This window comes from Micromonospora sp. NPDC051543, assembly GCF_044454415.1.
GTDB lineage: Bacteria > Actinomycetota > Actinomycetes > Mycobacteriales > Micromonosporaceae > Micromonospora.
Genome location: NZ_JBITDT010000003.1, coordinates 190855 through 215884 on the forward strand (window position 1 = coordinate 190855; position 25030 = coordinate 215884).

General features: G+C 72.5%; 20 protein-coding genes. 11 read left to right on the forward strand and 9 right to left on the reverse strand.

Features of this window, described 5'->3' with window-relative positions; genetic code table 11:
• Window positions 1-166: 166 nt before the first annotated feature.
• Window positions 167-592, reverse strand: a complete 426-nt coding sequence (locus ACIA3K_RS06625) for a peptidase inhibitor family I36 protein (RefSeq protein ID WP_396799547.1) — start codon at window positions 590-592, stop codon at window positions 167-169.
• Between the two features lie 161 nt (window positions 593-753).
• On the opposite strand from ACIA3K_RS06625, the gene ACIA3K_RS06630 reads away from it, so the two are divergent.
• A complete protein-coding gene (locus ACIA3K_RS06630) occupies window positions 754-3570 on the forward strand; it encodes an AfsR/SARP family transcriptional regulator (RefSeq protein ID WP_396799548.1) in 2817 nt (938 codons plus the stop codon).
• Between the two features lie 152 nt (window positions 3571-3722).
• Here the strand turns inward: ACIA3K_RS06630 and htpG are convergent, their stop codons facing one another.
• Window positions 3723-5639: a molecular chaperone HtpG gene (gene htpG, locus ACIA3K_RS06635; RefSeq protein ID WP_396799549.1), complete on the reverse strand. Its 1917-nt coding sequence runs from the start codon at window positions 5637-5639 to the stop codon at window positions 3723-3725.
• A 191-nt stretch (window positions 5640-5830) separates the two neighbouring features.
• Between htpG and ACIA3K_RS06640 the strand changes: the two genes are divergently transcribed.
• Complete coding sequence (locus ACIA3K_RS06640) at window positions 5831-6529, forward strand: SDR family oxidoreductase (RefSeq protein WP_396799550.1); 699 nt, start codon at window positions 5831-5833, stop codon at window positions 6527-6529.
• A 109-nt stretch (window positions 6530-6638) separates the two neighbouring features.
• Here the strand turns inward: ACIA3K_RS06640 and ACIA3K_RS06645 are convergent, their stop codons facing one another.
• On the reverse strand, window positions 6639-7145 hold the full coding sequence (locus tag ACIA3K_RS06645; protein WP_396799551.1) for a hypothetical protein: 507 nt from the start codon (window positions 7143-7145) through the stop codon (window positions 6639-6641).
• Between the two features lie 132 nt (window positions 7146-7277).
• Window positions 7278-9035 carry a M28 family peptidase gene (locus tag ACIA3K_RS06650; protein ID WP_396799552.1) on the reverse strand — a complete coding sequence of 586 codons (1758 nt, stop codon included), beginning with the start codon at window positions 9033-9035 and terminating at the stop codon, window positions 7278-7280.
• Between the two features lie 204 nt (window positions 9036-9239).
• Here ACIA3K_RS06650 and ACIA3K_RS06655 point away from each other — a divergent pair, with 204 nt between their 5' ends.
• A complete protein-coding gene (locus ACIA3K_RS06655; protein WP_396799553.1) occupies window positions 9240-12098 on the forward strand; it encodes an ATP-binding protein in 2859 nt (952 codons plus the stop codon).
• Window positions 12099-12878: 780 nt separating this feature from the next.
• Here ACIA3K_RS06655 and ACIA3K_RS06660 read toward each other — a convergent pair.
• Both ACIA3K_RS06660 and ACIA3K_RS06665 read right to left on the reverse strand, forming a co-directional pair.
• Window positions 12879-13628, reverse strand: a complete 750-nt coding sequence (locus ACIA3K_RS06660; RefSeq protein ID WP_396799554.1) for a hypothetical protein — start codon at window positions 13626-13628, stop codon at window positions 12879-12881.
• The gene (locus ACIA3K_RS06665) at window positions 13625-14149 is read right to left on the reverse strand and encodes a SigE family RNA polymerase sigma factor (protein WP_396799555.1); all 525 of its coding nucleotides are present in this window, start codon (window positions 14147-14149) and stop codon (window positions 13625-13627) included. The genes ACIA3K_RS06660 and ACIA3K_RS06665 overlap by 4 nt, the downstream gene beginning before the upstream one ends.
• 116 nt (window positions 14150-14265) lie before the next feature.
• Between ACIA3K_RS06665 and ACIA3K_RS06670 the strand changes: the two genes are divergently transcribed.
• Window positions 14266-15081, forward strand: a complete 816-nt coding sequence (locus ACIA3K_RS06670; RefSeq protein ID WP_396799556.1) for a DUF3152 domain-containing protein — start codon at window positions 14266-14268, stop codon at window positions 15079-15081.
• A gap of 9 nt (window positions 15082-15090) precedes the next feature.
• On the opposite strand, the gene ACIA3K_RS06675 is transcribed toward ACIA3K_RS06670, so the two are convergent.
• A complete protein-coding gene (locus ACIA3K_RS06675) occupies window positions 15091-15756 on the reverse strand; it encodes a hypothetical protein (RefSeq protein ID WP_396799557.1) in 666 nt (221 codons plus the stop codon).
• 241 nt (window positions 15757-15997) lie between these two features.
• On the opposite strand from ACIA3K_RS06675, the gene ACIA3K_RS06680 reads away from it, so the two are divergent.
• Entirely contained in the window at window positions 15998-16591 is a 594-nt protein-coding gene (locus ACIA3K_RS06680; RefSeq protein ID WP_396799558.1) for a hypothetical protein, read from the forward strand.
• A gap of 56 nt (window positions 16592-16647) precedes the next feature.
• On the opposite strand, the gene ACIA3K_RS06685 is transcribed toward ACIA3K_RS06680, so the two are convergent.
• Window positions 16648-16974, reverse strand: coding sequence for an L-rhamnose mutarotase (locus ACIA3K_RS06685; protein WP_396799559.1), 327 nt, complete (start codon window positions 16972-16974; stop codon window positions 16648-16650).
• Between the two features lie 161 nt (window positions 16975-17135).
• Between ACIA3K_RS06685 and ACIA3K_RS06690 the strand changes: the two genes are divergently transcribed.
• From ACIA3K_RS06690 to ACIA3K_RS06715, 6 genes are all read left to right on the forward strand, one after another.
• Complete coding sequence (locus ACIA3K_RS06690) at window positions 17136-17816, forward strand: response regulator (protein WP_396799560.1); 681 nt, start codon at window positions 17136-17138, stop codon at window positions 17814-17816.
• A 13-nt stretch (window positions 17817-17829) separates the two neighbouring features.
• On the forward strand, window positions 17830-19248 hold the full coding sequence (locus ACIA3K_RS06695) for a sensor histidine kinase (protein ID WP_396799561.1): 1419 nt from the start codon (window positions 17830-17832) through the stop codon (window positions 19246-19248).
• Window positions 19235-20152: a Gmad2 immunoglobulin-like domain-containing protein gene (locus tag ACIA3K_RS06700; RefSeq protein ID WP_396799562.1), complete on the forward strand. Its 918-nt coding sequence runs from the start codon at window positions 19235-19237 to the stop codon at window positions 20150-20152. Before ACIA3K_RS06695 ends, ACIA3K_RS06700 begins: the two co-directional genes overlap by 14 nt.
• Before the next feature lie 105 nt (window positions 20153-20257).
• Window positions 20258-20893, forward strand: coding sequence for a TetR/AcrR family transcriptional regulator (locus ACIA3K_RS06705; RefSeq protein WP_357392779.1), 636 nt, complete (start codon window positions 20258-20260; stop codon window positions 20891-20893).
• A gap of 33 nt (window positions 20894-20926) precedes the next feature.
• Window positions 20927-22420 (forward strand): MFS transporter, encoded by a 1494-nt coding sequence (locus ACIA3K_RS06710; protein ID WP_396799563.1) that lies wholly within the window; start codon window positions 20927-20929, stop codon window positions 22418-22420.
• 46 nt (window positions 22421-22466) lie between these two features.
• Window positions 22467-23258 (forward strand): maleylpyruvate isomerase family mycothiol-dependent enzyme, encoded by a 792-nt coding sequence (locus tag ACIA3K_RS06715; RefSeq protein WP_396799564.1) that lies wholly within the window; start codon window positions 22467-22469, stop codon window positions 23256-23258.
• A 43-nt stretch (window positions 23259-23301) separates the two neighbouring features.
• On the opposite strand, the gene ACIA3K_RS06720 is transcribed toward ACIA3K_RS06715, so the two are convergent.
• Window positions 23302-24501, reverse strand: a complete 1200-nt coding sequence (locus ACIA3K_RS06720) for an RtcB family protein (RefSeq protein ID WP_396799565.1) — start codon at window positions 24499-24501, stop codon at window positions 23302-23304.
• Window positions 24502-25030 lie beyond the last annotated feature (529 nt).

Here is a 25030-nt window from a genome sequence, read left to right on the forward strand (position 1 = left end):
TGTGGCGGCCCGCGGCGCGGCTAGACTCCACCTCTCCACCCCCCCCGCCGCCCGCCCGCCCCCGCCCCGCGGGGCGGCGCCCCCCCGCCCCCCCCCCCCGGCGCCGTGGCGGCCCCTCCCCCGGTGCGGCGTCGCCGGCTGCCCCCGGCCCGGCGACGCTCATGGATCAGCAGACCCGGACCGCCTCGATCCGCTGGTTCCAGTTCCCCCCGATCGCGGCCGAGTCGTACGCCAGGTTCGCCCGGTAGCCGTAGGCGTGCTGGTAGCCGAGCAGGCCCGTGGCGTTGGCGTTGTCCCAGAAGGTGGAGACGGTGCCGGACGGCCGGTTGTTGATGATCGACTGGGCCCGGTTGCGGAAGTACGAGGGCAGCGGGACGTCGTTGCATCCGTTGTACGGTCCGTCGAGCAGGAAGATGTCGCCGCTGAAGTTGGCACCGGCGTACAGGCAGAGCAGGCCCGACGGGCAGGCATAGTTCGCTTGGGCCGGGCTCGGGGCGACGCCGATCACGGCGGCCAGGGCGACCGTACCGAGCAGGGCGGACGCGAACCTTCGCAGAGCACTTCGCACGATGATGACCTCCGGTGTCGTCACGACCGGGTCCGGCCGCGAGTCGAGTTGCCGACATCACGTTGATCGATGTCCTTGTGCCAACGATGATCTGCGCGGAAGGTCGACGAATTCCTGCCGGAACCTCAATCCGGCTGTCCCGGGGGTGCCGGTGGGGCGACCGGCGGTGCAGCGAGTGGCGGTTCATGGAGATTCGGGTCCTCGGGCCGGTCGAGGTCTGGGCGGACGGCCGTCCGGTCGATGCCGGAGCGGCCCGTCAGCGCGCCGTTCTGGCTGCGCTGGCGGTCGACGTGGGTCGACCGGTGCACCTGGACGCTCTGGTGGACCGGGTCTGGGGCGACGCGTCGCCGCCCAGGGTTCGCCACAACCTGCACGTCTACCTCGCCCGGCTCCGCCGCGTGCTGGCCGACGCGGGCGCACCGGACGTGCTGGCGCGACGGTCGGGCGGTTACCTGCTGGACCTGCCACCGGAGACAGTGGACGGCCCGCACTTCGACGCGCTGCGGCAGCGTGCCGACGGGCTGCCCGACGGGGACCCCGAACGGGTGGAACTGCTGCGCAGGGCGCTTGAGCTGTGGCGTGGCGAGCCGCTGGCCGGGCTGCCGGGCGAATGGGCGGCGCGGGTCCGGCAGGACTGGCACCGCCGGCACACCGACACCGCCGTGCAGTGGGCCCGTGGGCTGTTGCGACGGGGCGAGCCGGATGCGGTGATCGATCCGCTGACCCGGCTCGCCGACGAGCATCCGCTCGACGAACCGGTCGCCGCGGTGCTGCTGCACGCGTTGGCCGCGGCTGGTCGCGGGGCGCAGGCACTGACGTACTACGCCCGACTGCGGGACCGGCTCGCCGACGCGCTCGGGGTGGACCCGGGCATCGAGCTTCGCCAGCTGCACGAGGCCATCCTGCGCGGCGAGGTCACCTCGCCGACCCCGGAGGTGTCCCCCGTGCCGGCCGGCGCGGTCATCGTCGCCCCGTCGCGGCCGGACCGCCTGGTCCCCGCGCAGTTGCCGTCGGATGTCCGGGGCTTCGCCGGGCGGCGTGCGGAGCTGGCCCGTCTGGACGCGCTGCGGGCGTCCGCCGAGGAACGACCCGGGGCCGTCCCCCTGGCCGTGCTCTCCGGAGCGGGCGGGGTCGGCAAGACGGCCCTCGCCGTGCACTGGGCGCACCGGGTCGTCGGGCACTTTCCGGACGGGCAGCTCTACGCCAACCTGGAGGGCTACGGCCACAGCGGCGTCGTCCGAAGCGCGGAACAGGTCGTCCGGGGCTTCCTGGCCGCGCTCGGGGTGCCGCCGCGCGAGGTGCCGGCGGACGAGCAGGCGCAGACCGCGTTGTACCGCAGCCTGCTCGCCGGTCGGCGGGTACTGGTGCTGCTCGACAACGCCCGTGATGCCGCGCAGGTGCGGCCGCTGCTGCCGGGCGCGGCCGGCTGCCTGGTGCTGGTGACGAGCCGGGACCGGCTCACCGGTCTGGTGGCCACCGAGGGCGCCGAGGCGGTCGTGCTGGACCTGCTCAGCGCCGAGGACGCCCAGGCCCTGCTGTACGCGCGGATCGGGGCGCGGGCGGAGGCGGAGCGGGCCGCGGTCGACGATCTGGTGCGACTCTGTGACCGGCTACCGCTGGCCCTGGTCGTGGTGGCGGCCCGGGCGGTGGTCCGGCCACAACTGCCGCTGGCCGAGTTGGGCGCGCAGCTGCGGGCCGGCGGCCGGCTGGACGGGCTCGACACGGGCGACCACGACAGCAGCGTGCGGGCGGCGCTGTCCTGGTCGTACCGGCTGCTGTCGGCGCCGACCGCGCGGCTGTTCCGGCTCGTCGGGGGCAGCACCGACGTGACGGTGAGCACGGCGGCCGGCGTCAGTCTCGTCGGTGCCGGACGCCGGGCCGTCCAGGCGGCGTTCGCCGAGCTGGCGGACGCGCACCTGATGCTGGAGCGCGCCCCGGACCGGTACGCCATGCACGACCTGTTGCGGGCGTTCGCGGCCGAGCTGTCCGCCGAACACGATCCGGCCGGTGACCGGGCCGAGGCGCGCGGCCGGCTCTTCGACCACTACCTGCACAGCGCGCACGCCGCGGCGGTGCTGCTGCATCCGCACTGGGATCCGATCATCCTCGCCCCGGCCGTCGCGGGCGTACGGCCGGAGAAGTTCGGCGACCACGACGAGGCGGTGGCGTGGTTCACGCGCGAGCGCGACGTGCTGATCGCGCTCGTGGAGCGGTGCGCCGCCAGCGGCGCCGACCGGCATGCCTGGCAACTGGCGTGGAGCCTGACCAGTTTCCTGGACCGTCAGGGCGGCTGGCACGACCAGTTGGCGGTGCAGCGCTCGGCGCTGGCGGCAGCGCGACGCGCCGGGGCGGCGGTCGGGCAGGCGTACGCGCACCGCAGCCTGGCGCGGGCGCAGGCCCGGCTGGGCCGGCTCGACGAGGCCCCCGGTCAGCTCCGGCGGGCGCTGGAGCTGTTCCGCGAGCTGGGTGACCCCGCCAACCAGGCACACACCTACCTCGATCTCGCCGAGGTGGCCGACCGGGAGGGCCGGCGAGCCGAGGTGGTCCGGCATGCCGAGGCGGCGTTGGCGCTGTACCGGGAGGCGGGGCATCGCTACGGGCAGGCGATGGCCCTGAACGCGGTCGGCTGGTACCGGGCCCAACTCGGCGAGCACGACGCCGCCGTTGAGGCGTGCCAGCAGGCGCTGGAGCTGCTGGGCGAGTTCGACGACCGGCAGGGCCAGGCGCCCACCTGGGACACCCTCGGCTACGCGCAGCACCGCGCCGGACGACCAGCGGAGGCGGTCATCGCCTACCGGCACGCGCTGGCGCTGTACCGGGAGTTCCGGGACCGGTACTACGAGGCGGACACGCTGACGCACCTGGCGGAGGCGTTGGTCGACGCCGGCGATCCGGCGGAAGCGGCGCGGAGTTGGCGGACGGCGCTAAGCATCCTGGACGAGCTCGGCCATCCGGACGCGGAGCGGATCCGTCAACGACTCACGGCAGCCGACGGGTCGTGACGGCGGGACCGCCCGGCCGCTGACCGGTGACGACGTCAGGCCTGCCGACCTCGTCGATCATGGAGTCATGGTGCCCGCCAGGCACCGTGATGGGCGCTTTGTCACCCACCACAACTCCATGATCGACGAGGCGAGGCAGTTCGCGAGAAGGCTTACAGGGTGCGCGCCAGCCGGTCCGCCAGCGTACGGGTGAACCGGGCCGGGTCGGCCAGCTCGCCGCCCTCGGCGAGGACCGCAAGGCCGTACAGCAGCTCGGCGGTCTCGGTCAGGGCCGGGCCGGAGTCGCCCTGCTCGTGGGCCTTGCGCAGCCCGGCGACCAGCGGGTGACCCGGATTGATCTCCAGGATCCGCTTGGTCGAGGGGACCTCGTGCCCCATCGCCCGGTACATTTTCTCCAGCGTCGGCGTGAGGTCGTGCGCGTCACCGACCACACAGGCCGGTGAGGTGGTCAGCCGCGAGGACAGGCGGACCTCGCGGACGCTGTCGGCCAGGGTCGTGCCCAGCCAGTCCACCAGTGCGGCGAACTCCTGCCGCTGCTGCTCACGCTCGGCCTCGGCCTGCTGCTTCTCCTCGTCGGTGTCCAGGTCGACCTGGCCCTTGGCGATCGAGCGCAACGGCCGGCCGTCGTACTCGCCGACGCGCTCGACCCACACCTCGTCGACCGGGTCGGTGAGCAGTAGCACCTCGTGGCCCTTGGCGCGGAACGCCTCCAGGTGCGGGGAGTTCTCGATGGTGGTCCGGGAGTCGCCGGTGGCGTACCAGATGTCGGTCTGGCCGTCCTTCATCCGCGACACGTAGCCGGCCAGGTCGGTGGGCTCCGCCGCGTCGTGGGTGGACGCGACCGACAGGATCTCCAGCAGGGTGTCGCGGTTGTCGGCGTCGTCGATCAGCCCTTCCTTGACCACCGCGCCGAACTCGGTCCAGAAGGTGCGGTAGCGCTCGGCGTGGTTGGCCTTGAGGTCCTTGACGGTGGCGAGGACCTTCTTGACCAGGCGGCGGCGGACGATCTGGATCTGCCGGTCCTGCTGGAGGATCTCGCGGGAGATGTTCAGCGACAGGTCGTGGGCGTCGACGACACCCTTGACGAAGCGCAGGTAGGTGGGGACCAGCGCCTCGCAGTCGTCCATGATGAACACGCGCTTGACGTAGAGCTGCACGCCACGGCGGCCCTGCGGGGAGAACATGTCCAGCGGGGCGTGGCTGGGCAGGAAGAGCAGCGCCTCGTACTCGAAGGTGCCCTCGCCCTTCATGTGCACGACCTCGAGCGGGTCGGCCCAGTCGTGGCTGACGTGCTTGTAGAACTCGTTGTACTCGGCGGCGTCGACCTCGTCGCGGGGACGTGCCCACAGCGCCTTCATCGAGTTGAGGGTCTGCACCTCGCTGGTGGGCGGCTCGCCCTCGGCGCCCGAGCGCTCGACGCTCATGCGGATCGGCCACGCGATGAAGTCGGAGTAGCGCTTGACGATCTCGCGGATCGTCCACTCGGCGGTGTAGTCGTGCAGGTTGTCCTCGGTGTCGGCCGGCTTGAGGTGCAGGGTCACCGAGGTGCCCGCCGGCGCCTCGTCGACGGACTCGATCGAGTAGGTGCCCTCGCCGGTGGACTCCCAGCGGGTGCCACCGGTCTCGCCGGCCTTACGCGTCAGCAGGGTGACCCGGTCGGCGACCATGAACGCGGCGTAGAAGCCGACGCCGAACTGCCCGATCAGTTCCTGCGAGGCGCGGGCGTCGGCGGATTCGCGTAGCTGGCGCAGCAGCTCGGCGGTGCCGGACTTGGCGATCGTGCCGATCAGCCGGACCACCTCGTCACGGGTCATCCCGATGCCGTTGTCCCGCACGGTCAGCGTGCGCGCGTCCCGGTCGACCTCGATGGTGACGTGCAGGTCGTCGGTGTCGGCGACGAGGTCCTTGTCGACGAGCGTCGCCAGCCGCAGCTTGTCCAGTGCGTCGGACGCGTTCGAGATGAGTTCCCGCAGGAAGACGTCCTTGTTCGAGTAGATCGAGTGGACGACCAGCTGGAGGAGCTGACGCGCCTCGGCCTGGAACTCCAACGTCTCGGCCTGGTTGCTCACACCGTCTCCCTTCTCGGCTCGTACGGAGGTTCGCGCAAAGGATACGAGCCGTCACGGGCGCAGGTGTGTGCGCCTCCGGGTCGTATTCCCGATTCCCGTGCGCCCGTCGCGTGACCTACCTGACTTTGCCTAACAGAAGTCAGCCGGATAGCGTTCCTGTCCAGAAGCCGCCACGAACCCTGGAGCACTCCATGAAGATCGCTGGAAGCACCGCCCTCGTCACCGGCGCCAACCGGGGCTTCGGCCGGCACCTGGCCGCCGAGCTCGTCGCTCGCGGAGCGACGGTCTACGCCGGCGCGCGCAACCCGGACAGCGTCGACCTGCCCGGCGTGACGCCCGTCCGGCTGGACATCACCGACCCCGCCTCGGTGGCCGCCGCCGCGAAGCTGACCGGCGACGTGAACCTGCTGGTCAACAACGCCGGCATCGACAGCCGGGCGGACCTGCTCGAGGGAGACCTCGACCTGATCCGGCTGGAGCTGGAGACGCACTACCTCGGCAACCTGTCGATGATCCGGTCCTTCGCGCCGGTCATCGCCGGCAACGGCGGCGGAACCATCCTCAACGTCCTGTCCGTGCTGTCCTGGGTGAATTTCCCCCTGCACGGGTCGTACGGCGCGGCGAAGTCGGCCGAGTGGGCGATGACCAACGCGCTGCGCCTCCAGCTCGCCGAGCGGGGCGTCCGGGTCGCCGGCCTGCACGTCGGCTACATGGACACCGACATGGCCGCGACGGTCACCGGCCCCAAGTCCGACCCGGCGGAGATCGCCCGGATCGGCGTCGACGGCATCGAGGCCGACGCGTACGAGATCGTCACCGACGACATCAGCCGGCAGGTGCAGGCCGGGCTCGCGGGCGGGGTCGCCGCCCTCTACCCGCAGCTTCCCTGACCGCTTCGGAATCGAGCGGGCGACGGGCCGCCGCCGGCAAGCACCGGCGGCGGCCCACCCCTTTCGGGTACGCGGTCAGCTCCCGCCGCGTACCCCGTCACACTCGCGGTCAGCAGCCACCGCAGGTGTAGAAGAGGATGTCCCAGTGGCTCCCCTCCTTGGTGTAGAGGTTGCCCGACGGCGCCCGGTACTGGTAGCCGAAGCCGGAGATGTAGCCGACATAGGCGTAGTTCGCGGAGATGTAGTTCTGGATGCACGTGCTCAGCGCGATGTCGAGCTTGTAGCCGTTCCAGTGGCTGTACGTGCCCCCGGCGTGCCCGACCTCGGTTCCCGCGGTGATGGTGACCGCGCAGCCGCTGGCCCGCTTGAAGGTGATGATGCCGTCGATGGTGGCCTGCCGGACCCCGTCGAACGAGGTGCAGGTGGACACGTTGCGGTCGCTGCAGTTGCCACTGGAGGTCCAGGAGATGCCGGCGGCGCGCAGCTGCGAGGTGGCGCTGGAATGGCTGATGGCGAAGGCCGGGGCGGCCAGGCCGAACGTGACGCAGACCGTCGCCAGGGTGGCCACGAGCAGCGTGAGCACGCGGCGGCGCAGGGTGGATCGAGTGGGTGACATGGCACTCCCGTTCGCGTGCGGGGCGGAATTCTGCGAATCAGGGGCCGGCCTTGGAGGATTTCTACCAGAGATGGACGGGCGTGAACAGATGTCGGGTGGGAGCGCGCGACGCACGCCCCCACCCGACGCTCCTCAGCTGGCCTGCAGCGTCACGTCGTCGATCACGAAGCTGGTCTGCAACGACGAGTCCTCGGTGCCGGTGAACTTGAGGGTCACCGTCTGCCCGGCGAACCCGGCCACGTTGAACGTGCGCTGGGTGTAGCCCGAGGCGGCGTTCAGGTTCGAGTACGTCGCCAGGGTGGTCGAGCCCACCTGCACGGTGAGCTTGTCGTACGCCGTGGAGGTGGTCGTCTCGGCGGTGTCGATGTGCAGCCAGAACGACAGCGTGTAGCTGGCGCAACCGGCCGGCACGGTCACCGACTGGGACAGGGTGTCGGTGTGGGTGCTGCCGTACCCGTCGAGCCACGCCTTGTACGACCCGGTCCGGGCCGCCTGGCCGCTGGAATTGGTGATCACGCCGGAGGAGGCGGTCCACGGCGTACTGCCGCTCTCGAAGCCACCATTGCCGACCACCTGCCCACCGGCGCAACCGCCGCTACCGGTCACCGTCAGGGTGAGACTGGCGGTCCGGGTGACCGAGCCGGTGCCGGTGACCGTGACGGTGACCGTGCCGGTGGTGGCGCTCGACGACGCCGTCAGCGTCACCGTGGCCGAGCCGCCGGAGGTCACCGACGACGGGCTGAACGAGACGCTCACCCCGCTGGGCGCGCCGGACGCGCTGAGGCTGACCGTCTGCGCCGAGCCGGAGGTGGTCGCGGTGCTGACCGTGGCGCTGGTGCTGGCGCCCCGGGCCACGCTGAGCGCGGTGGGGCTGACCGCGACCGAGAAGTCGTTGGTCGGGGTGCCGCTGCCTACGGCGAGCTGCCACAGCGCGTACGCGACACCGTCCGCGGCCCGGTTCAGCACGGTGGCGCTGACGTTGGCGGTGGTGTCACAGGACCGGTGGTAGCAGGAGTCGTACGCCGCGTTGGCGGTGCCGCCCCACTTGGCCGCCTGGCTGCTGGTCTTGCGGGCGCTCGCGCCCGCGGCGTACCCGGAGGTGGGGATGCCGGCCTGCTGGAAGTAGTAGTCGTCGGACCGGCCCTGGCCCTCGACGTTCTCCTCCGGTTGCAGCCCCAGCGAGTCCCAGTACGCCTTCAGCGGCGCCGCCGTGGTGGAGCTGACCCGGTTGATGAAGTAGCCGCCGTTGGTGGAGCCGACCATGTCGAAGTTGTAGTAGCCCTTGATGTAGCCGCGCTGGGTGGAGTTGAGCGAGTTGACGTAGAAGCGGGAGCCGTTGAGCCCCTGCTCCTCGTCGGTCCACCAGGCGAACCGGACCTTCTTCGTCACGGTCGGGTTCTGCGCGGCGAGGACCAGGGCGTTCTCCAGCAGCGTGGCCGAGCCGGAGCCGTTGTCGTTGATTCCCGGACCGGCCGAGACGCTGTCCAGGTGGGCGCCGAACATGACCACCTGGTCGGCCGGGCCGCCGGGCCACTCGGCGATGAGGTTGTTCGACGGGTACGTGCAGCTGGAGCAGTACTGCTCGCTGACGGTGTAGCCGGCCGCCTGGAGCTTGCCCTTGACGTAGCTGAGCGAGGCGGTGTAGCCGGCGGACCCGGCCCGCCGGTTGCCGCCGTTGCTGCTGGCGATGGAGTTGAACTGGGTCAGGTGCGCCTGGACGTTGGTGACGGAGATGTCCGGCGCCGCCAGGACGGCGGCGGACGCGGCGATCGGCCGGCCCGCTGTCGTCGCGGCGGTGGGTGACGCGGTCGCCGGCTGGGCGGCCAGCGTCACCGTCATCCCGGTGAACACGGCGAGCGCGATTCCCGCGCTCAGCGTTCTACCTCTCATGGGGGCTCCTCGGGGTCGGAGAGATAACCGAGACACTTACAGATATCTATGTGTGTGACATCGGTCGTTCGTCCCGAACCCCCGCCCGTTAGACGGTGGGTACCGGCGTCGGCACAGGTGAGTAGAGGTGCCAGGATGGGTAGGTAACGCCAGCAGGGGTCGTCGGGCCCGGAACGGGGGGCTAGCGATGAGGCCGGGTCGAGCGTGACACGACCCCGCAGCGACCTGTTCGACGGCGGCGGGGCCACCGGACGGCTGATGGCGGAGCTGGACTGGGCCGACACACCGCTCGGCGCGGTGTCCGACTGGCCGCAGAGCCTGCGCTCCGCCGTACGGATGGTGCTCTCCTCCCGCTACCCGATGCTGCTGCTCTGGGGCGACCGCCTCTCGCAGCTCTACAACGACGCGTACTCGGCGCTGATCGGCGACAAGCATCCCGGCGCGCTGGGCGACGACGTACGGGTGACCCTGGCCGAGGGCTGGGACGTCCTCGCCCCCCTGATCGAGCAGGCCATGGTGACCGGGGTGGCCAGTTGGGTACCCGCCCTCCAGCTCCTGCTGGAGCGCGCGGGCTACCGCGAGGAGGCCTACTTCAGCGTCTCGCACGCACCGGCCCGCGACGACGACGGTCGCACCGTGGGTGTGCTGACGGTGTGCAGCGAGGTCACCGAACAGGTCGTCGGCGAACGGCGACTGCGGCTGCTGCGCGACCTGTCCCTGCGCGGCGACGGGCGCACCGTCGACGTGGACGCGACCTGCGCGCGGCTGATCGACGCGATCGGTGGCCACCCGCTGGACGTGCCGTTCGCCGCGATCTACCTGCGCGACGGTGGAACCCTGCGGCGGATCGCCCACGCGGGCGGCGACCCGCGCGACGCGACCATCAACGGGTCGCTGCCGACCGTCGTCGACCTGGCCGACCCGGGCCCGACGGCCCGCGCCTGGGGGCTACCGTACGCGACGGCGGGGCGGCCCACCGACGTGACCGGCCTCGACGGGCGGCTGTCGCTGCCCGCCGGCCCGTGGGGCGATCCGGTCCGCGCCGCGCTGGCGCTGCCGCTGCCGTCGGGTGCCGAGGACCGGCCGCTCGGCGTCCTGCTGGTCGGCGTCAGCCCCAACCGCTCGCTGGACGAGGCGTACCGCTCGTTCTACCAACTGTTGACGCAGCAGGTCTCGACGGCGGTGCGCAACGCCCAGGCGTACGAGCGGGAGCGACGCCGGGCCGAGACGCTGGCCGAGCTGGACCGGGTGAAGACCACCTTCTTCACCAACGTCAGCCACGAGTTCCGTACCCCATTGACCCTCATGCTCGGGCCGTTGGCCGACGCCCTCGCCGACACCGCCGCGCCCCTGACACCCCCGCAGCGCGAGCGGGTCGAGACCGCCTGGCGCAGCGCGACCCGGCTGTTGACCCTGGTCAACAGCCTGCTCACCTTCTCCAGCCTGGAGGCCGGCCGGGCTCGCAGCGACGCCCACCAGGTCGACCTGCCGGCGCTCACCGCCGAGCTGGCCAGCGTCTTCCGCGCCGCCGTCGAGCGGGCCGGGCTGACCCTGGACGTCGACTGCCCACCGCTCCCCCACCCGGTCACCGTCGATCCGGTCAACTGGGAACGCATCGTCACCAACCTGCTGTCCAACGCCCTGAAGTACACGTTCATCGGTGGCATCCGCGTCGCCGTGGACGCCGACCACGACGAGGTACGCCTGACCGTCGCCGACACCGGCATCGGGATCGCCGAGGCGGACCTGCCGAAGCTCTTCGAACGCTTCCACCGGGTGCAGGGCGCGCGGTCGCGCAGCCACGAGGGCACCGGGATCGGCCTGGCTTTGGTCAACGAGCTGACCCGGCTGGAGGGCGGCGAGGTGCGGGTGGCCAGCCAGGTGGGCGCCGGCACCACCTTCACCGTGGCCCTGCCCTGGTCGGCGGCGCGGCGCGCGGCGACGACCGGTCTCTCCCCCGAAGGGCGGGGCGACGCGGCACGCGCCGCCGTCCAGGAGGCGACGGGCTGGCTGACCGACCCGGCCGGAGAGGTCGCCGAGCCCGCCCCGGCGCCCGGTCCGGCCGCCGACGAGCTGGCCGGCGCACGGATCCTGCTCGCCGACGACAACAGCGACATGCGCGCGTACCTGAGTCGGCTGCTCGCCGCGCAGGGCTGGCGGGTGCGGTCGGTCACCGACGGCCGGCAGTCCCTGGACGCGATCCGCCGGGAGCCACCGGACCTGGTGCTCACCGACGTGATGATGCCCGTGCTGGACGGCTTCGAGCTGGTCCGCCGATTGCGCGCGGACCCCGCGACCCGGTCGCTGCCGGTGCTCGTGCTCTCCGCGCGAGCGGGCGAGGAGGCCAGCGTGGCGGGTCTGAGCCTGGGCGCCGACGACTACCTGGTGAAGCCGTTCGCCGCCGCCGAGCTGATCGCCCGGATCCGGACCGCCATCCGCCGCGCCCGCAGCGGCGCGTCCGACCACGACGGCCCCGCACCGGCAACCGTCGGCGACCCGGCCGACGCCGACGCCCCGACAGCGACGCGATCCGCCACGCCCGCGGAGGCCGAGGCCCCGCCCGGACCCGCCGGGGACCAGCCCGCGCCAGCCGAAGCCGCACCGACGGAGAGCGCGGCACTCGGGGACCGCGCCGACGACCCGACCGGCGCGCCCTCGATCGCCGTGCCCGACGGCGACGGATTCGTCGGCGGGCTGGACAGCCAGTGGACGTACCCGTCGGTGCCCACCTCGGCGGCCGCCATGCGCCAGGACGTCCGGCTGGCGTTGGACGACCTGGACGTCGACGGAGAGGTGGCGGAGGATCTGCTGCTCGCCGCCTCCGAGGCCATGAACAATGCGGTCGAGCACGCGCAACGACCCAGCCGCCCCGAGGTGCGGGTCCGGCTCCAGGTGGGTGACACGCTGGTCCGGATCTCGGTACGCGACTTCGGCACCTGGCGGGACCGTCGACCGGCCATGGACCGGGGCCGGGGCGCGCTGTTGATGAACGCCTACGGCGACGTACGGCTCGTCTCCACCGGCGAGGGAACGACCGTCACCATCGAACACCGACTGGACTGAAACCGGGCGACCGTCTCAGCACCCTCTCGCGTCGATCATGGACTTGTGGTGGGCGTTATGCACCCGCTCACACCCTTCGTTCCCACCACAACTTCATGATCGACGGGGGCGGGGGGCGGGAGTTGTGGGGGGTGCCGGTGGACGCCAAACCTAAGCGTGCGTGCGCCCGGCTGGATACGAACGGCGCATGGGCTGCGCCAACGGCCGTCAAGCAGGCACTGCGCTAACGGCGTAAGCAGTCACAGGCGAACGGTCCCATCCCTGCTCGGGATGGGCCGTTTCAGCTTTCGCCCAGCCGGACCTGCCCATTTATGGGAGGTAGAGCCGTGTCGATGGACGACGGACCCGTAACGCCCGCACTGCTGTTGTGGTCGGCCATGCGTGTGATCAACCAGCACGCGGAACCGACCAGCCCGCACCGGGAGACCGGGCGGTGTGCTCAGTGCGGTGAGGGCGCGTGCGGGATGCTCGCGTGGGCTATCGGGGAGGTCAAGCGCCAGCGGATGGCCGGCAACAGGGCTGCCCGGTACGGCATGACCGGTACCCGCCGATGATCGAGCGGGAGTTGCCCCCGTCGGTGTGGGTGCCGATGGCGGCTCGGCAAATCATCAGGCAGCACCAGGCGCACGGATTGTGTGGGCGCTGCCGGCCGGACGGGTGCCCGGCGCTGCGGTGGGCGCGGGACCGGATCAAGGCGCACCGGCTGGCCGGTAACCGGCCGCAGCGGTACTGACCGGTTTCCCTGTCGCGCAATGGCGTGTTTCACGGCTGTCCCAGGGATCAGAGCTGGCGACCCGCGCCGTCGCGGGCGGCGATGGCGTCCAGCCGCTTCCCGGGAGGGAGCGTGGTCGGATCGAACCAGAAGATCACGACCTGCTTGTCCAGACTCCACCGCGCGACCGTGGCCTCGACCTGCCGACCGTCGACGGTGCCGATGATTCGCGTCGCCGGGCCGACGAAGTAGCCGAAGGTGGGCACCGGAGAGGCCGACTCGCTCTCGTCGTACCCGATCTGGTGGAAGCCGGGGCTGCGGTCGGCGCCCTCGACGTCGTTGACCAGGATGTCCGTGCTCACCGTGCCGTCCGCGGCACGACGACCGGCGGCCAAACCGATGGTCACCTCGGGTACGCCCGGAATCGTCACCGCGACGAAGAAGTAGACCCGCCGGTCGGTGCCGTGCACTGTTCCGGAGTCGACGACCTGACCCAGGGGCTTCGGATCCGGCACGCCGCGAGGATTCGCCGGCGGTAGCGTCGGCTCGTTCGACGTCGGCGCGACACCGACCGAGGGCGAGGCGACGGCGGCCGGGGACGCGGGCTCAGCCGGCGCGGGATCGCGCGACGCGCTCGGGTCGACCACCACCGTGGTCACGGCGACCAGCCCGGCCGCGAGCGTCGCCGCCGCCGCCCCGCCGAACCGTCGACGGGTACGCAACCGTCGCCCGTCGCGCATCACGCTGACCAGGTCGAGGACGACGTCAGCGCGTTCGGTCGCCCGCATGGCGTCCCGCAGCCGATCCAGCTCGCTCATCGGCGCGCCCCCTCGTCGGTGGTGTGCGGGGCGGCGGTGCGCAGCTTCTCCAGGGCCCGTGAGCTGGTGCTCTTGACGGTGCCCACGGACACGGCGAGTTCTCGGGCCACCTGCGCCTCCGGCAGGTCGAAGTAGTACCGCAGCACGACGATGGCCCGCTCCCGAGGGCTCAGCACGCCGAGGATGGCGACCAACCAGCGCCGGGTGGCCACGTCGTCGGCCACGTCACCGCGTCGCTGCTCCGGCACCTCGTCGGTCGGGTACTCCCGCATCGGCCGTCGCCACCGGTCCACCAGGTGGTTCACCAACGTGCGACGCGCGTACCCGTAGGCGTCGTCGTCGTGGATCCGCGACCACGACGCGTACGTGCGGACCAGGGCGGTCTGCGCGGCGTCCTCGGCCTGGTGGTGGTCGCCGGTCATCAGGAACGCGGCGTGCACCAGCCGCGCGGACGCCGCCCGCGCGAACTCGACGAACTCCGCGTCACCCCGCGCCACCGTGAACCCTCTCCCGTGCCACATCTCCTTAGACGGATGCGGCCGCCGAAAGGTTGAGATCCGGATCACTTCAACTTTTCGTCGCCCTGACCCGTCTTCTTCTCTGCGCGCGCCTCCAGGCGACGCGCGAGGGGAGAGACATGTCGACGAAGGGTACCCGCCGGTGGCATCTGGCCTCGGCGGCGTCACTGCTGGCGGTGGCGCTGCTCGCCGGATGCACGGGGCCAGCGGCCGGAGACCCTGCCACCGGACCGCGGCCCGGTGACCACGCCACGGCCTCGCACCGGCCGACCGGCGTCGGCATCCTCGGCACCCGCAGCACGCCCAACCGCCCGGTCAGCTATCCCGCCACCGGCGGGAACCGCTGGACGATCGCCGCCGCCGAGACGACGCGTGGCGGCGCGGAGAGCGGCACCCTGCTGCGCTACCGGGTCGCCGTGGAACGCGACATCCATGGTCTCGCGGCGGGTGACATCGCCACCGCGATCACCGCGACGTTGAACGACCCGCGCGGATGGACGGCGGGCGGAGACTGGCGGCTGCGGCGGGTGGGCGCCGACGACCCGGCGGACTTCACCATCTACCTGGCGACGCCCGGCACCCGCGACACTCTCTGCCAGGACGTGCCGGACGGCTACACGTCCTGCCGCAGCGGCAACAAGGTGGTGCTGAACGTGGCGCGCTGGGTGTCCGCTGTGCCGGACTACGGCGCGAGCCTGACGGCCTACCGGCAGTACATGGTCAACCACGAGGTGGGGCACCGGCTCGGGTTCGGCCACGAACGCTGCCCGGGATCGGGCCGGCCGGCGCCGGTGATGCAGCAGCAGACGTTGGGCCTGCACGGTTGCCGTGCCAACGCGTGGCCGTACCCGAACGGCGCGACCCGCTACCACGGCCCGTCCGGGGCGTACGACGACGCGATCCCCCGACGCGAGGGCGCGTACCCGAAGCACTGAGACCGCCGGTCAGGGTCGGCGGCGGCGCTCCTGCTCGAGTCGCTCGTCCAGCCGACCCAGCTCGTAGATGGCGTTGAGGCTGGTCGGCAGGCGGCGGACGTTGTCCGGCCCGGGATCGGGATTGGGAGGTGGCGTCGGGTCGGGAGTCGGTGCGGGAACGGTCGAGGGACCGGCACTGCCACGGCGGCGCAGCAGCAGCACCGCCAGCCCGACCAGGACCGCCGCCACCAGGAGATAGGACACGGGCGGCCAGCCGTCGCGGACGGGGTCGGCGATGGCCGGCGCGACGATCGGCGCCGGAGTGTCGCCGCCGCGCACGGGCACGGCCGGGTCGCGTCCGTTGGTGCCCGCACGCCCGCCGGGGCGATCGGGCGGGACCGTCGCCCGGGCACCGACCGAAGACTCGGCGGGCCCGGGGTTCGCCCCGGGCCTCGACGGGCGGGACGGCTCGGTCGCCGGTGGTCGGCTCGGCCCCGAGGTCGGGGCACGGGTGCCGCTCGGCGTCGGGACCGGTGTGGGCGTACCGCGGCCGCCCAGCAGGTCGCCGACGATCCGGCCGACACCGCCGACCAGTTCGCCGAGCGGACCCGGTGTGGCGGACACCGTCGGCGCGGGCGTGGGCGTGGGCGTGGGCGCGAGGGCGAGCGTCAGCGCGAGGACGACGACGGCAGGCATCCATCCACCTCCGATGTGCCGATGCGAGGCACCGTATCGCAAGGTGGGATGCCGTGGGGTGCCACGCCACGCCACGGTGCGCCACGGCGCGGCTGACGCCGATCGCGGCCGGGGCGTCGGCTGTTACCCAGCGGTTACCCGGCGGCGAGGTGCCCGTGTCGGGGCGGGACGACGGTGACGACTGAGGGTCACCGGCAGGGCCGCCGCGACGTGACCCCGGGACACCGAACGGAGAACCACGATGAGGATCAGGAGCGCGCTGACCGCGACGGCGGTCATCCTCGCCGGAGTGCTCGCCACGGCGGGCACCAGCGCGGCGGGCGCCAGCAGCGCGACCGGCACCGGCTCGGCGCGCGCCGCCACCGAGGCGGCGTACTGCGGGATCACCTGGGGCAGCGGGGAGAAGTCGGCCGGCGCGCTGAGCGACGCTCCCCTGGTCGACGTCCGCACGGGCCGGCACGACTGCTACGACCGGGTGGTGTTCGAGTTCGCCGGCCCGGTCGACGGGTACACGATCGGCTACGGCGAGACCTGGACCGAGGGCGAAGGGCTCGCGCTGTCGCCGTACACGGCCGGAGGCGCGCTGCTGCGGGTCTCGCTGCGGGCACCGGCGTACGACGCCGACCACCTCGGCACGGTGCCGTACCCGGTCGGCACGCACGTCACGAACCTGCTGCGCTACCCGACGCTGCGCGACGTCGTGTTCGGCGGCAGCTTCGAGGGCTACACCACCTTCGCCGTCGGCGTACGGGCCCGGCTGCCGTTCCGCGCCGTCGTGCTGGCCGGTCCGGGCACCCACAGTCGGATCGTGCTCGACGTCGCCCACCAGTGGTGACCGCCGCCGGTCGGCCTCCGCCATGATCCAGGCGGAAGCCGGCCGGCGTCGACCGGCTAGCCCTGCGGGCCCGCCTCGTCGGCCAGGTGCCAGACCTCGCGCATCGGGGCCCACCAGTCCCCCGAGCCGGGCTCGGCCAGCGACTCCTGGCACGGGTCGGTCAGCTTCCACCACTCCTGGGTCTGCGGGTCCGCGGCGATCAGCCGCAGGTCGGCCTCGTAGTCGTCGCCGACGTACTCGTAGTAGCCGAAGAGCAGGTCGTCGTGGAGGAAGATCGTGTAGTTGCGGAAGTTCGCCTCGCGCAGCGTCTGCTCGACGCTTGGCCAGACGGCGGCGTGTAACCGCAGGTAGGTCTCCCGCTGCTCGGGGCGGAGTCGGATCACGCAGCCATGACGTTGCACGTCGTGCCCTTTCGTGTGAGGGGGATGCCCGGAGGCACCTGACCGTAGCGGGTGGACGGTGCTCAGATGAGGACCCGACCGGCCGCCGATGACGACCGTTCCGCCAGGGTTACGCACAGTGGTCACGGGTCTACCCTCGACTGATGGAGGGCCGCGTACTGGTGGTCGAGGACGACGTCTCCATCCGGGAGGTCACCGCCCTCGGTCTGCGCCGCGCCGGCTTCCGGGTCGACACCGCCACCGACGGACGAGCGGCGCTCGTGACCTGGCGAGCGCACCCGGTCGACCTGATCGTGCTCGACGTCATGCTGCCCGAACTGGACGGCCTGGAGGTGTGCCGGGAGATCCGGCGCACCAGCCAGGTGCCGATCCTCATGCTGACCGCGCGCACCGACACCCTCGACGTGGTGGTCGGCCTGGAGTGCGGCGCGGACGACTACCTGCGCAAGCCCTTCGACCTGCCGGAGCTGGTGGCCCGGGTCCGCTCGGTGCTGCGGCGGGTGAGCGCGCCGACGCCGTCGCGCACCATCGCCGTCGGCGACCTGGAGATCGACCCGGGCGCATTCGTGGTACGCCGCGACGGCCGGGAGGTGGAGCTGACCGCGACCGAGTTCCGGCTCCTGCTGGAGCTGGCCCGACGCCCCGGCCAGGTCTTCACCCGGGACCTGTTGCTGGACCTGGTCTGGAACCACCGCTTCCTGGGTGACTCACGGCTCGTCGACGTGGCGGTGCAGAGGCTGCGCGCGAAGGTCGAGGACGATCCGGCGCACCCGCGACGCATCCGCACGGTACGCGGCGCGGGCTACAAACTGTCCGGCGGTTGACGGGAGGTCGGCGATGGCCGTACGCCCGGTGCCGCCCGGCCGGCTGCGGCACCGACTGACGATCGCGTTCGTGCTGGTCGCCGGGGTGTCCGCCGGACTGCTCGCCGGCGGGACCGGGCTGCTGCTGCGGCAGTCCTGGTGGGACGCGTCGCTGCGCCAGGCCGCCGCCGACGCCCGCTACCAGCTCGTGCTCGCCGGACAGTTCCCGCCGTTGACCGAACAGCGCGACGCCGAACTGCTCACCAGCTTCGAGGGCAGCGGTCGGCACGTGATCCTCGTCGACGGCGTCACCCGTCCCTCCCACCCCGGGTACGCCCCCACCCTGGGCGCGCGCCTGCGGGCGTCGGTCGCGGACGGGCAGCTCGCGTACCAGCGGTCGACGTCGGCGCAGCGCCCTCGGCTGCTCGTGGTCGGCGGGCGTATCCCCGGTTCGACCGCTGAGCTGTACGTGATCACCGTGGAGGACGACATCGCGGCCGACCTGAACCAGGTGTACGCCGCGCTGCTGGCCGGCTGGGTGGTGGTCGTCCTGGTCGCCGCCGCGGTGGGCAACCTCCTGGCCCGCCGCACCCTGGAGCCGGTGGGCCGGGCCAGCCGCGCCGCCCGCGCGCTCACCGAAGGGCTGCTCGCCACCCGTCTGCCGGTACGCGGGCGGGACGAGTTCAGCGCGTGGGCGGCGTCGTTCAACGAGATGGCCGAGGCGCTGGAGGCGAAGATCGCCGCCCTGTCGGCCGCGCAGGCCCGGGAACGGCGGTTCACCGCCGACGTCGCGCACGAGCTGCGTACCCCGGTGACCGCCCTGGTGGCGGCGGCCTCGCTGCTGCGCGAGCAGCTGGACCGGCTGCCCGACGACGCCCGGCCGGCCGCACGGCTGCTCGTCGGGGACGTGGTCCGGCTGCGCCGCCTGGTCGAGGACCTGATGGAGATCTCGCGGCTGGACGCCGGGCGGGACCGCCCGAGCGTCGAGCCGGTGGACGCGCTGGCGCTGTTACGCGCGATCGTCGCGGCGCGCGGCTGGTCGGACCGGGTGCTGGTCACCGGCGATCCCGTCGCGCTGCGTACGGACCCTCGCCATCTGGAGCGTGTCCTGGCCAACCTGGTCGCCAACGCGGTCGAGCACGGCGGTGGTGAGATCTCCGCGAGCGTGCGCGCGGCGGGCCGTGGCGTCGTGTTCGAGGTGGCCGACCAGGGACCCGGCATCCCGGACGCGCACCTGCCGCTGGTGTTCGACCGGTTCCACAAGGTCGACGCCGCGCGCTCGGCCTCGGGCAGCGGCCTCGGTCTGGCGATCGCCCGGGAACACGCGGCGGTGCTGGGCGGGGTGCTGAGCGTGCGCAGCGCGCCGGGTGTCGGCACGCGGTTCCGCCTGGAACTGCCCGCGCGGGAGCCGGACGGCGGCGCGCGGGAGGGGGTGCGGGATGAGCGGCCGTGACGGGGCACGCGCGGCAGGCGTGGCACTGGTCGCCGCGCTCGTCCTCGGCGGCTGCGGCACCCCCCGCTCCGGCGCCCTGGGCGCGGCGCCGACCGCACCGCCGCCCAGCACTTCACCGCCGACCGTCGCGCCCGCCACGACCGCGCCGGCCGCATCGACGCCGCCGACGCCGCAGGCCACCGGCACCCCGCCGCGTCCGCCGACGCCGACGGTCACCGGGACCCGGCGGCCGGAGACGGTGACGATCGAGCTGTGGTACGTCCGCTCCGGTCGACTCGTGCCCACCCGGCGCACCCGACCGGCCACCGTCGCGACGTCCCGGCTCGCCCTGAGTGAGCTGTCCGCCGGACCGACGCCGGCCGAGGCCGCCACGGGGATGGTGACCCTGCTGCCGGCCGGCGTCGAGGTCACCCGGATCGCCGACGGGGTGGCGACCCTCGGCCCCGTCCCGTCCGCCGACGACCCGGCGGACCGTCGGCGGCTGCGCGAGGCGCAGGTGGTGTGGACGCTCACCCAGTTCCCCACCGTCCGGCGGGTCCGCTTCGCCGGTGGCGGCGCACCGGTCGGTCGGGCCGACTATCCCGGACTGCTCGCGCCGATCGTGGTCACCGGACCGAGCGTCGGCGAGAAGGTCACCTCCCCGCTCACCGTCAGCGGCACGGCGGACGTGTTCGAGGCCACGGTGAGCGTCCGAGTGCTGGACGACGCCGGCCGCCAGGTGGCCGCCGCCTTCGCCACGGCGAGCTGCGGCAGTGGCTGCCGGGGCGACTACCGGGTGGTGGTGAACTGGCGTACGACCAGGGAGCAGCACGGCACCATCGAGGTGTACGAGGTGTCGGCCCGCGACGGCACACGGATCAACACCGTGACCGTGCCGGTGCTCCTCGCGCCGCCCGACAGCTGAGCGCGAAACGTCACCGTTTCGCTCGCTCGATGCGACGCACCTCATAAAAGCCTGCAGGAACGGTCCCGAGCGAACTATGGTCAGTACGACATCGTTTCACGGGGGGTGCCAGTGCTTGAGGGTCAGCAGGTGAGCGCGGGCGTCGGCGTGCCGGCCGCACGGTCGGCCCGGTGCACGAGCACCGACCTGTTCAGCGTGGTGATCGACCTGCTGCGCGAAGTCGGCTACGACCGGATGACCATCGACGCCGTGGCCGCCCGCGCCCACGTGAGCAAGGCCACCATCTACCGGCGGTGGGACGGCAAGGCCGAGCTGGTCGTCGCCGCCCTGAGCGATCGCCAGGTCGGCGTGCTCAACCCACCCGACACCGGCTCGCTGCGGGGTGACCTGCTCGAGCTGCTCCGGGCCACCGCCGCCATCTGCGTCGCCGACTGCGACCTGATGCAGGCGCTGACCTTCGCCATGCGGACCAGTCCGGAGCTGGAACGTCTGGTACGCCACCAGGTGCTGCCCGCCGGTCGGGTGGCCAGCACCGCCGTCCTCGTCCGCGCCGCCGCCCGTGGGGAGATCCCCCCGGAGGCCGGCGAACGGGACCTGTTCCACGATCTCGCGCCCGCGCTCCTCATGTCCCGACTCGTCGCGCACGGTCTACCCGCCGACGACGCGTTCCTCACCCAGGTCGTCGACCAGGTGCTGATCCCGGTCCTGACCTACCGCCACGACCGCCCGTCCCAGGCCTGATCCATCAACATCCGCACCACGGAAGGCTTCACCATGCCCGGAACCACCTCGACCTCCCCCGGCGCCCCCGGCGCCGGAACGTCGACAGGCGCCCCGCACCCGCGGCGCTGGATCGCCCTGGGGGTCATCGCGGTCTCGCAGCTGATGGTCGTCCTCGACGCCACCATCGTGAACATCGCGCTCCCCCAGGCCCAGGCCGACCTGGGCATCACCGACGCGAACCGGCAGTGGGTGATCACCGCCTACACGCTGGCCTTCGGCGGTCTGCTCCTGCTCGGCGGCCGGATCGCCGACTACTGGGGGCGCAAGCGCACCTTCATCGTCGGCATGACCGGTTTCGCGCTGGCCTCCGCGCTGGGTGGCCTCGCCACCACCGGTGGGATGCTCTTCGCCGCCCGCGCGTTGCAGGGCGCGTTCGGCGCGCTGCTCGCGCCGGCCGCGCTGGCGCTGCTCACCGTGCTGTTCACCGAGGCCACCGAGCGCGCCAAGGCGTTCGCCGTGTACGGCGCGATCGCCGGTGGCGGCTCCGCCGTCGGGCTGCTGCTCGGCGGGGTGCTGACCGAGTACGCCGACTGGCGCTGGTGCCTGCTGGTCAACATCCCGGTCGCCGCCGTCGCGATCGCCTTCGCCCTCCCGCTCGTGCCGGAGAGCCGGGCGCACGGCAACACCCGCTACGACGTGCCCGGCGCGGTCGTCGTCACCGCCGGCCTGGTCTCCCTCGTCTACGGCTTCACCAAGGCCGCCGAGGACGGTTGGGACGCGACCGCCACGCTCGGCTTCATCGCCGCCGGTGTGGTGCTGCTGGCCGCCTTCGTGGTGATCGAGCTGCGCACCAACCACCCGCTGCTGCCGCTGCGGATCATCCTGGACCGCAACCGGGGCGGGGCGTACCTCACCTCGACGCTGATCGGCGCGGGCCTGTTCGGGGCGTTCCTCTTCCTGACCTTCTACTTCCAGGTGGTCCTTCAGTACAAGCCCCTGGAGGCCGGCCTCGCGTCGCTGCCGGTCACCGCCGGTGTGCTGATCGCCGCCGGTGGCGCCAGCCAGCTCATGCCGCGACTGGGCGCCAAGCCGCTGATGGTCGCCGGTGCGGTGCTCGCCGCCGCAGGCATGCTGGTGCTGACCCAGATCGACGTCGACACCTCGTTCCTCACCCACCTGCTGCCCGCCCAGGTCATCCTGGGCCTGGGGCTCGGCTTCACCTTCGTCCCGCTCTCCAGCCTCGCGCTGGTCGGGGTGCCGGAGCACGACGCCGGCGCAGCCAGCGCGACGCTCAACGCCACCCAGCAGGTCGGTGGCTCACTCGGCACCGCGCTGCTGAACACCTTCTACACCAGCGCGGTCACCGCGTACCTGGTCGGCCGGGCGCCGAACCCGGCGACGCAGGTGGAGGCGCTGGTGCACGGGTACCGCGTCGCGTTCGCCTGGGGCGCGGTCCTGATCGTGCTCGCCGGGCTGGTCACCCTGGTCCTGGTGAAGGTGCGCAAGGAAGACATCCCGGCCGGCAACGCCGTGCACATGGGATGAGTCGGGTAGCGTCCCGACCATCGTCGAAGATCCGTTGAGGAGACACATGTCCACGGCTGCCGACCAGATCATCCACGCACTACGGGCGGGCCACGAGGAGCTCGCCGCACTCGTGCGCGACCTGAAGGACGACGACCTGCGCCAGCCCTCCGGGGCCAGCGAATGGCAGGTCTCCCAGGTGCTCAGCCACCTGGGCAGCGGCGCCGAGATCGGCCTCGCGGGCCTGAACGCCTCCATCGAGGGCACGCCCACCCCGGACGGCGACTTCAACCGCAGCGTGTGGCAGCGCTGGGACGCCATGTCCCCCGAGGAGCACGCCGCCGGCTTCCTGGCGTCCAACGAGCGTCTGGTCGAGGCGTACGAGGCGCTGGACGCCGAGACCCGCGAGACGCTGCGGATCAACCTCGGCTTCCTGCCCGAGCCGGTCGATGTCGCCACCGCCGCCCGGTTCCGACTCAGCGAGTTCGCTTTTCACCAGTGGGACGCCGAGGTGGCGTTCAACCCGTTCGCGGCGGTGACGCCGGAGGCGGTGCCGCTGCTCCTCGATCAGATCGGCGGCATGCTGAGCTGGACCAGCCGACCCAAGGAGCTGGCCGGCCGCGAGGCGACCCTGCTGGTACGGCTGCGGGACCCGGAGCGGACGTTCGGGCTGCGGCTGGGCGAGCCGATCACGCTCACCGACGCGCCGGAGCAGCCCGACGGCGAGTTGTCCCTGCCGGCCGAGGCGTGGCTGCGGCTGGTGGTCGGCCGGCTCGGGTCCCGCTACACGCCGGACAGTGTGCAGGTGAACGGCCCGGTGACCCTGGACGACCTGCGTCGGGTCTTCGTCGGCTTCTGAGGAGGACGCGCGGGCCGGTCCTCCCGGCCCGCGCGTACCCTCGTCAGCCCTTGACGCAGACGACCTGCTTGAGGTGCGCGACCACCTCCACCAGGTCTTCCTGCTGCGCCATCACGGCGGTGATGTCCTTGTACGCGCCGGGGATCTCGTCGACCACCCCGGCATCCTTGCGGCACTCCACGCCCGCGGTCTGCGCGGCCAGGTCGGCGGTGCTGAACGTCCGCTTCGCCTGCGCCCGCGACATCCGCCGCCCGGCACCGTGCGACGCCGAGCAGTACGCGTCCGGGTTACCCCGGCCCCGCACGATGTACGACCCGGTCCCCATCGACCCGGGGATGATGCCCAGGTCACCCCGGCCGGCCCGGATGGCGCCCTTGCGGGTGACCAGCACGTCGACGCCGTCGTAGCTCTCCTCGGAGACGTAGTTGTGGTGGCAGGAGATCGGCTCGTCGTAGCCGACCTGCGGGAACTGCTCGCGCACCACATTGCAGAGCAGCGCCAGCATGACGGCCCGGTTGCGCCGCGCGTACTCCTGCGCCCACCACAGGTCCCGCCGGTACGCGTCCATCTCCGGCGTGCCGGCGAGGAACACGGCGAGGTCCCGGTCGGGCAGGTCGGCGTTGTGCGGCAGCCGCCGGGCCACGCCGATGTGCCGCTCGGCCAGTTCCTTGCCGATGTTGCGGGACCCCGAGTGCAGCATCAGCCAGACCCGGCCCTCGTCGTCGCCGCCCTGCTCGAGGCAGACCTCGATGAAGTGGTTACCGCCGCCGAGCGTCCCGAGCTGCCGCTGTGCCCGCGTCTCGAGCGGCGCCACCCGAGGGTCCAGACCGGCGAAGCGAACCCAGAAGTCGTCCCAGCCGGCCTGCTCAAGCCCACGGACCCGACGCGTGTTGACGGCCTCGGGCCGCTGGGCGAAGCCGACCGGGATGGTGGCCTCGATCGCGGACCGCAGCCCGCCCAGGTCGTCGGGCAGGTCGACGGCGGTCAGCGACGTGCGCACCGCCGACATGCCGCAACCGATGTCGACGCCGACGGCTGCCGGCGAGACGGCCTGTCGCATGGCGATCACCGAGCCGACCGTCGCGCCCTTGCCGAAGTGCACGTCCGGCATCACGGCGACACCCTGCACCCAGGGCAGCGCGCCGATGTTCCGCAGCTGCTTCGCGGCCTGCGGCTCGATGGCGTACGGGTCGGTCCAGACCCGGACCGGCGCCCGGGTCCCGGCGAGCGGGGTGAATCCCATGATGGTCTCCTTCTGTCGTGCGGGTGACCGATATCGATCATGCGCCGGCCGGCGGCGGTACGGCGGCGGGACGGGGACACAAGAAGGCCGCCCGATCCCGGTGGGGAGGGGCGGCCGGCGGACGCGTCAGCGTCGGCGTCAGGCGCGCCACCCCGGCCCGGTGCCCCGCAAGGGGTTACCGGCAGTGGTCGTGGCTGGGGTGAGCAGATAACCGCCGGCAGGAAGCAGACGCCGGGCGGCGTCGGTGTGGACGCGTTGCGACACGGCGTACTCCCCTCGTGGTTGCTCTGGTGGTTGCTCTCGACCTTGCACCGGTGACAGTACGAGGGCGACGGCACGTCCGCAATGGATATCCCCATCGGCGCGGCAGCGGCGTGCCTGGCGTGCCTGGCGTGCCTGGCGGGCCTGCCGTGCCTGCCGTGCCTGCCGTGCCTGTCACCCGCAGAGCCTGTCGAGCTGCCCCAGATATGGGGCGGCATTCAGCGGGCGGCGCTCACGCTCCCCGCCGGCAGCCAGTCCACCGGGCGGG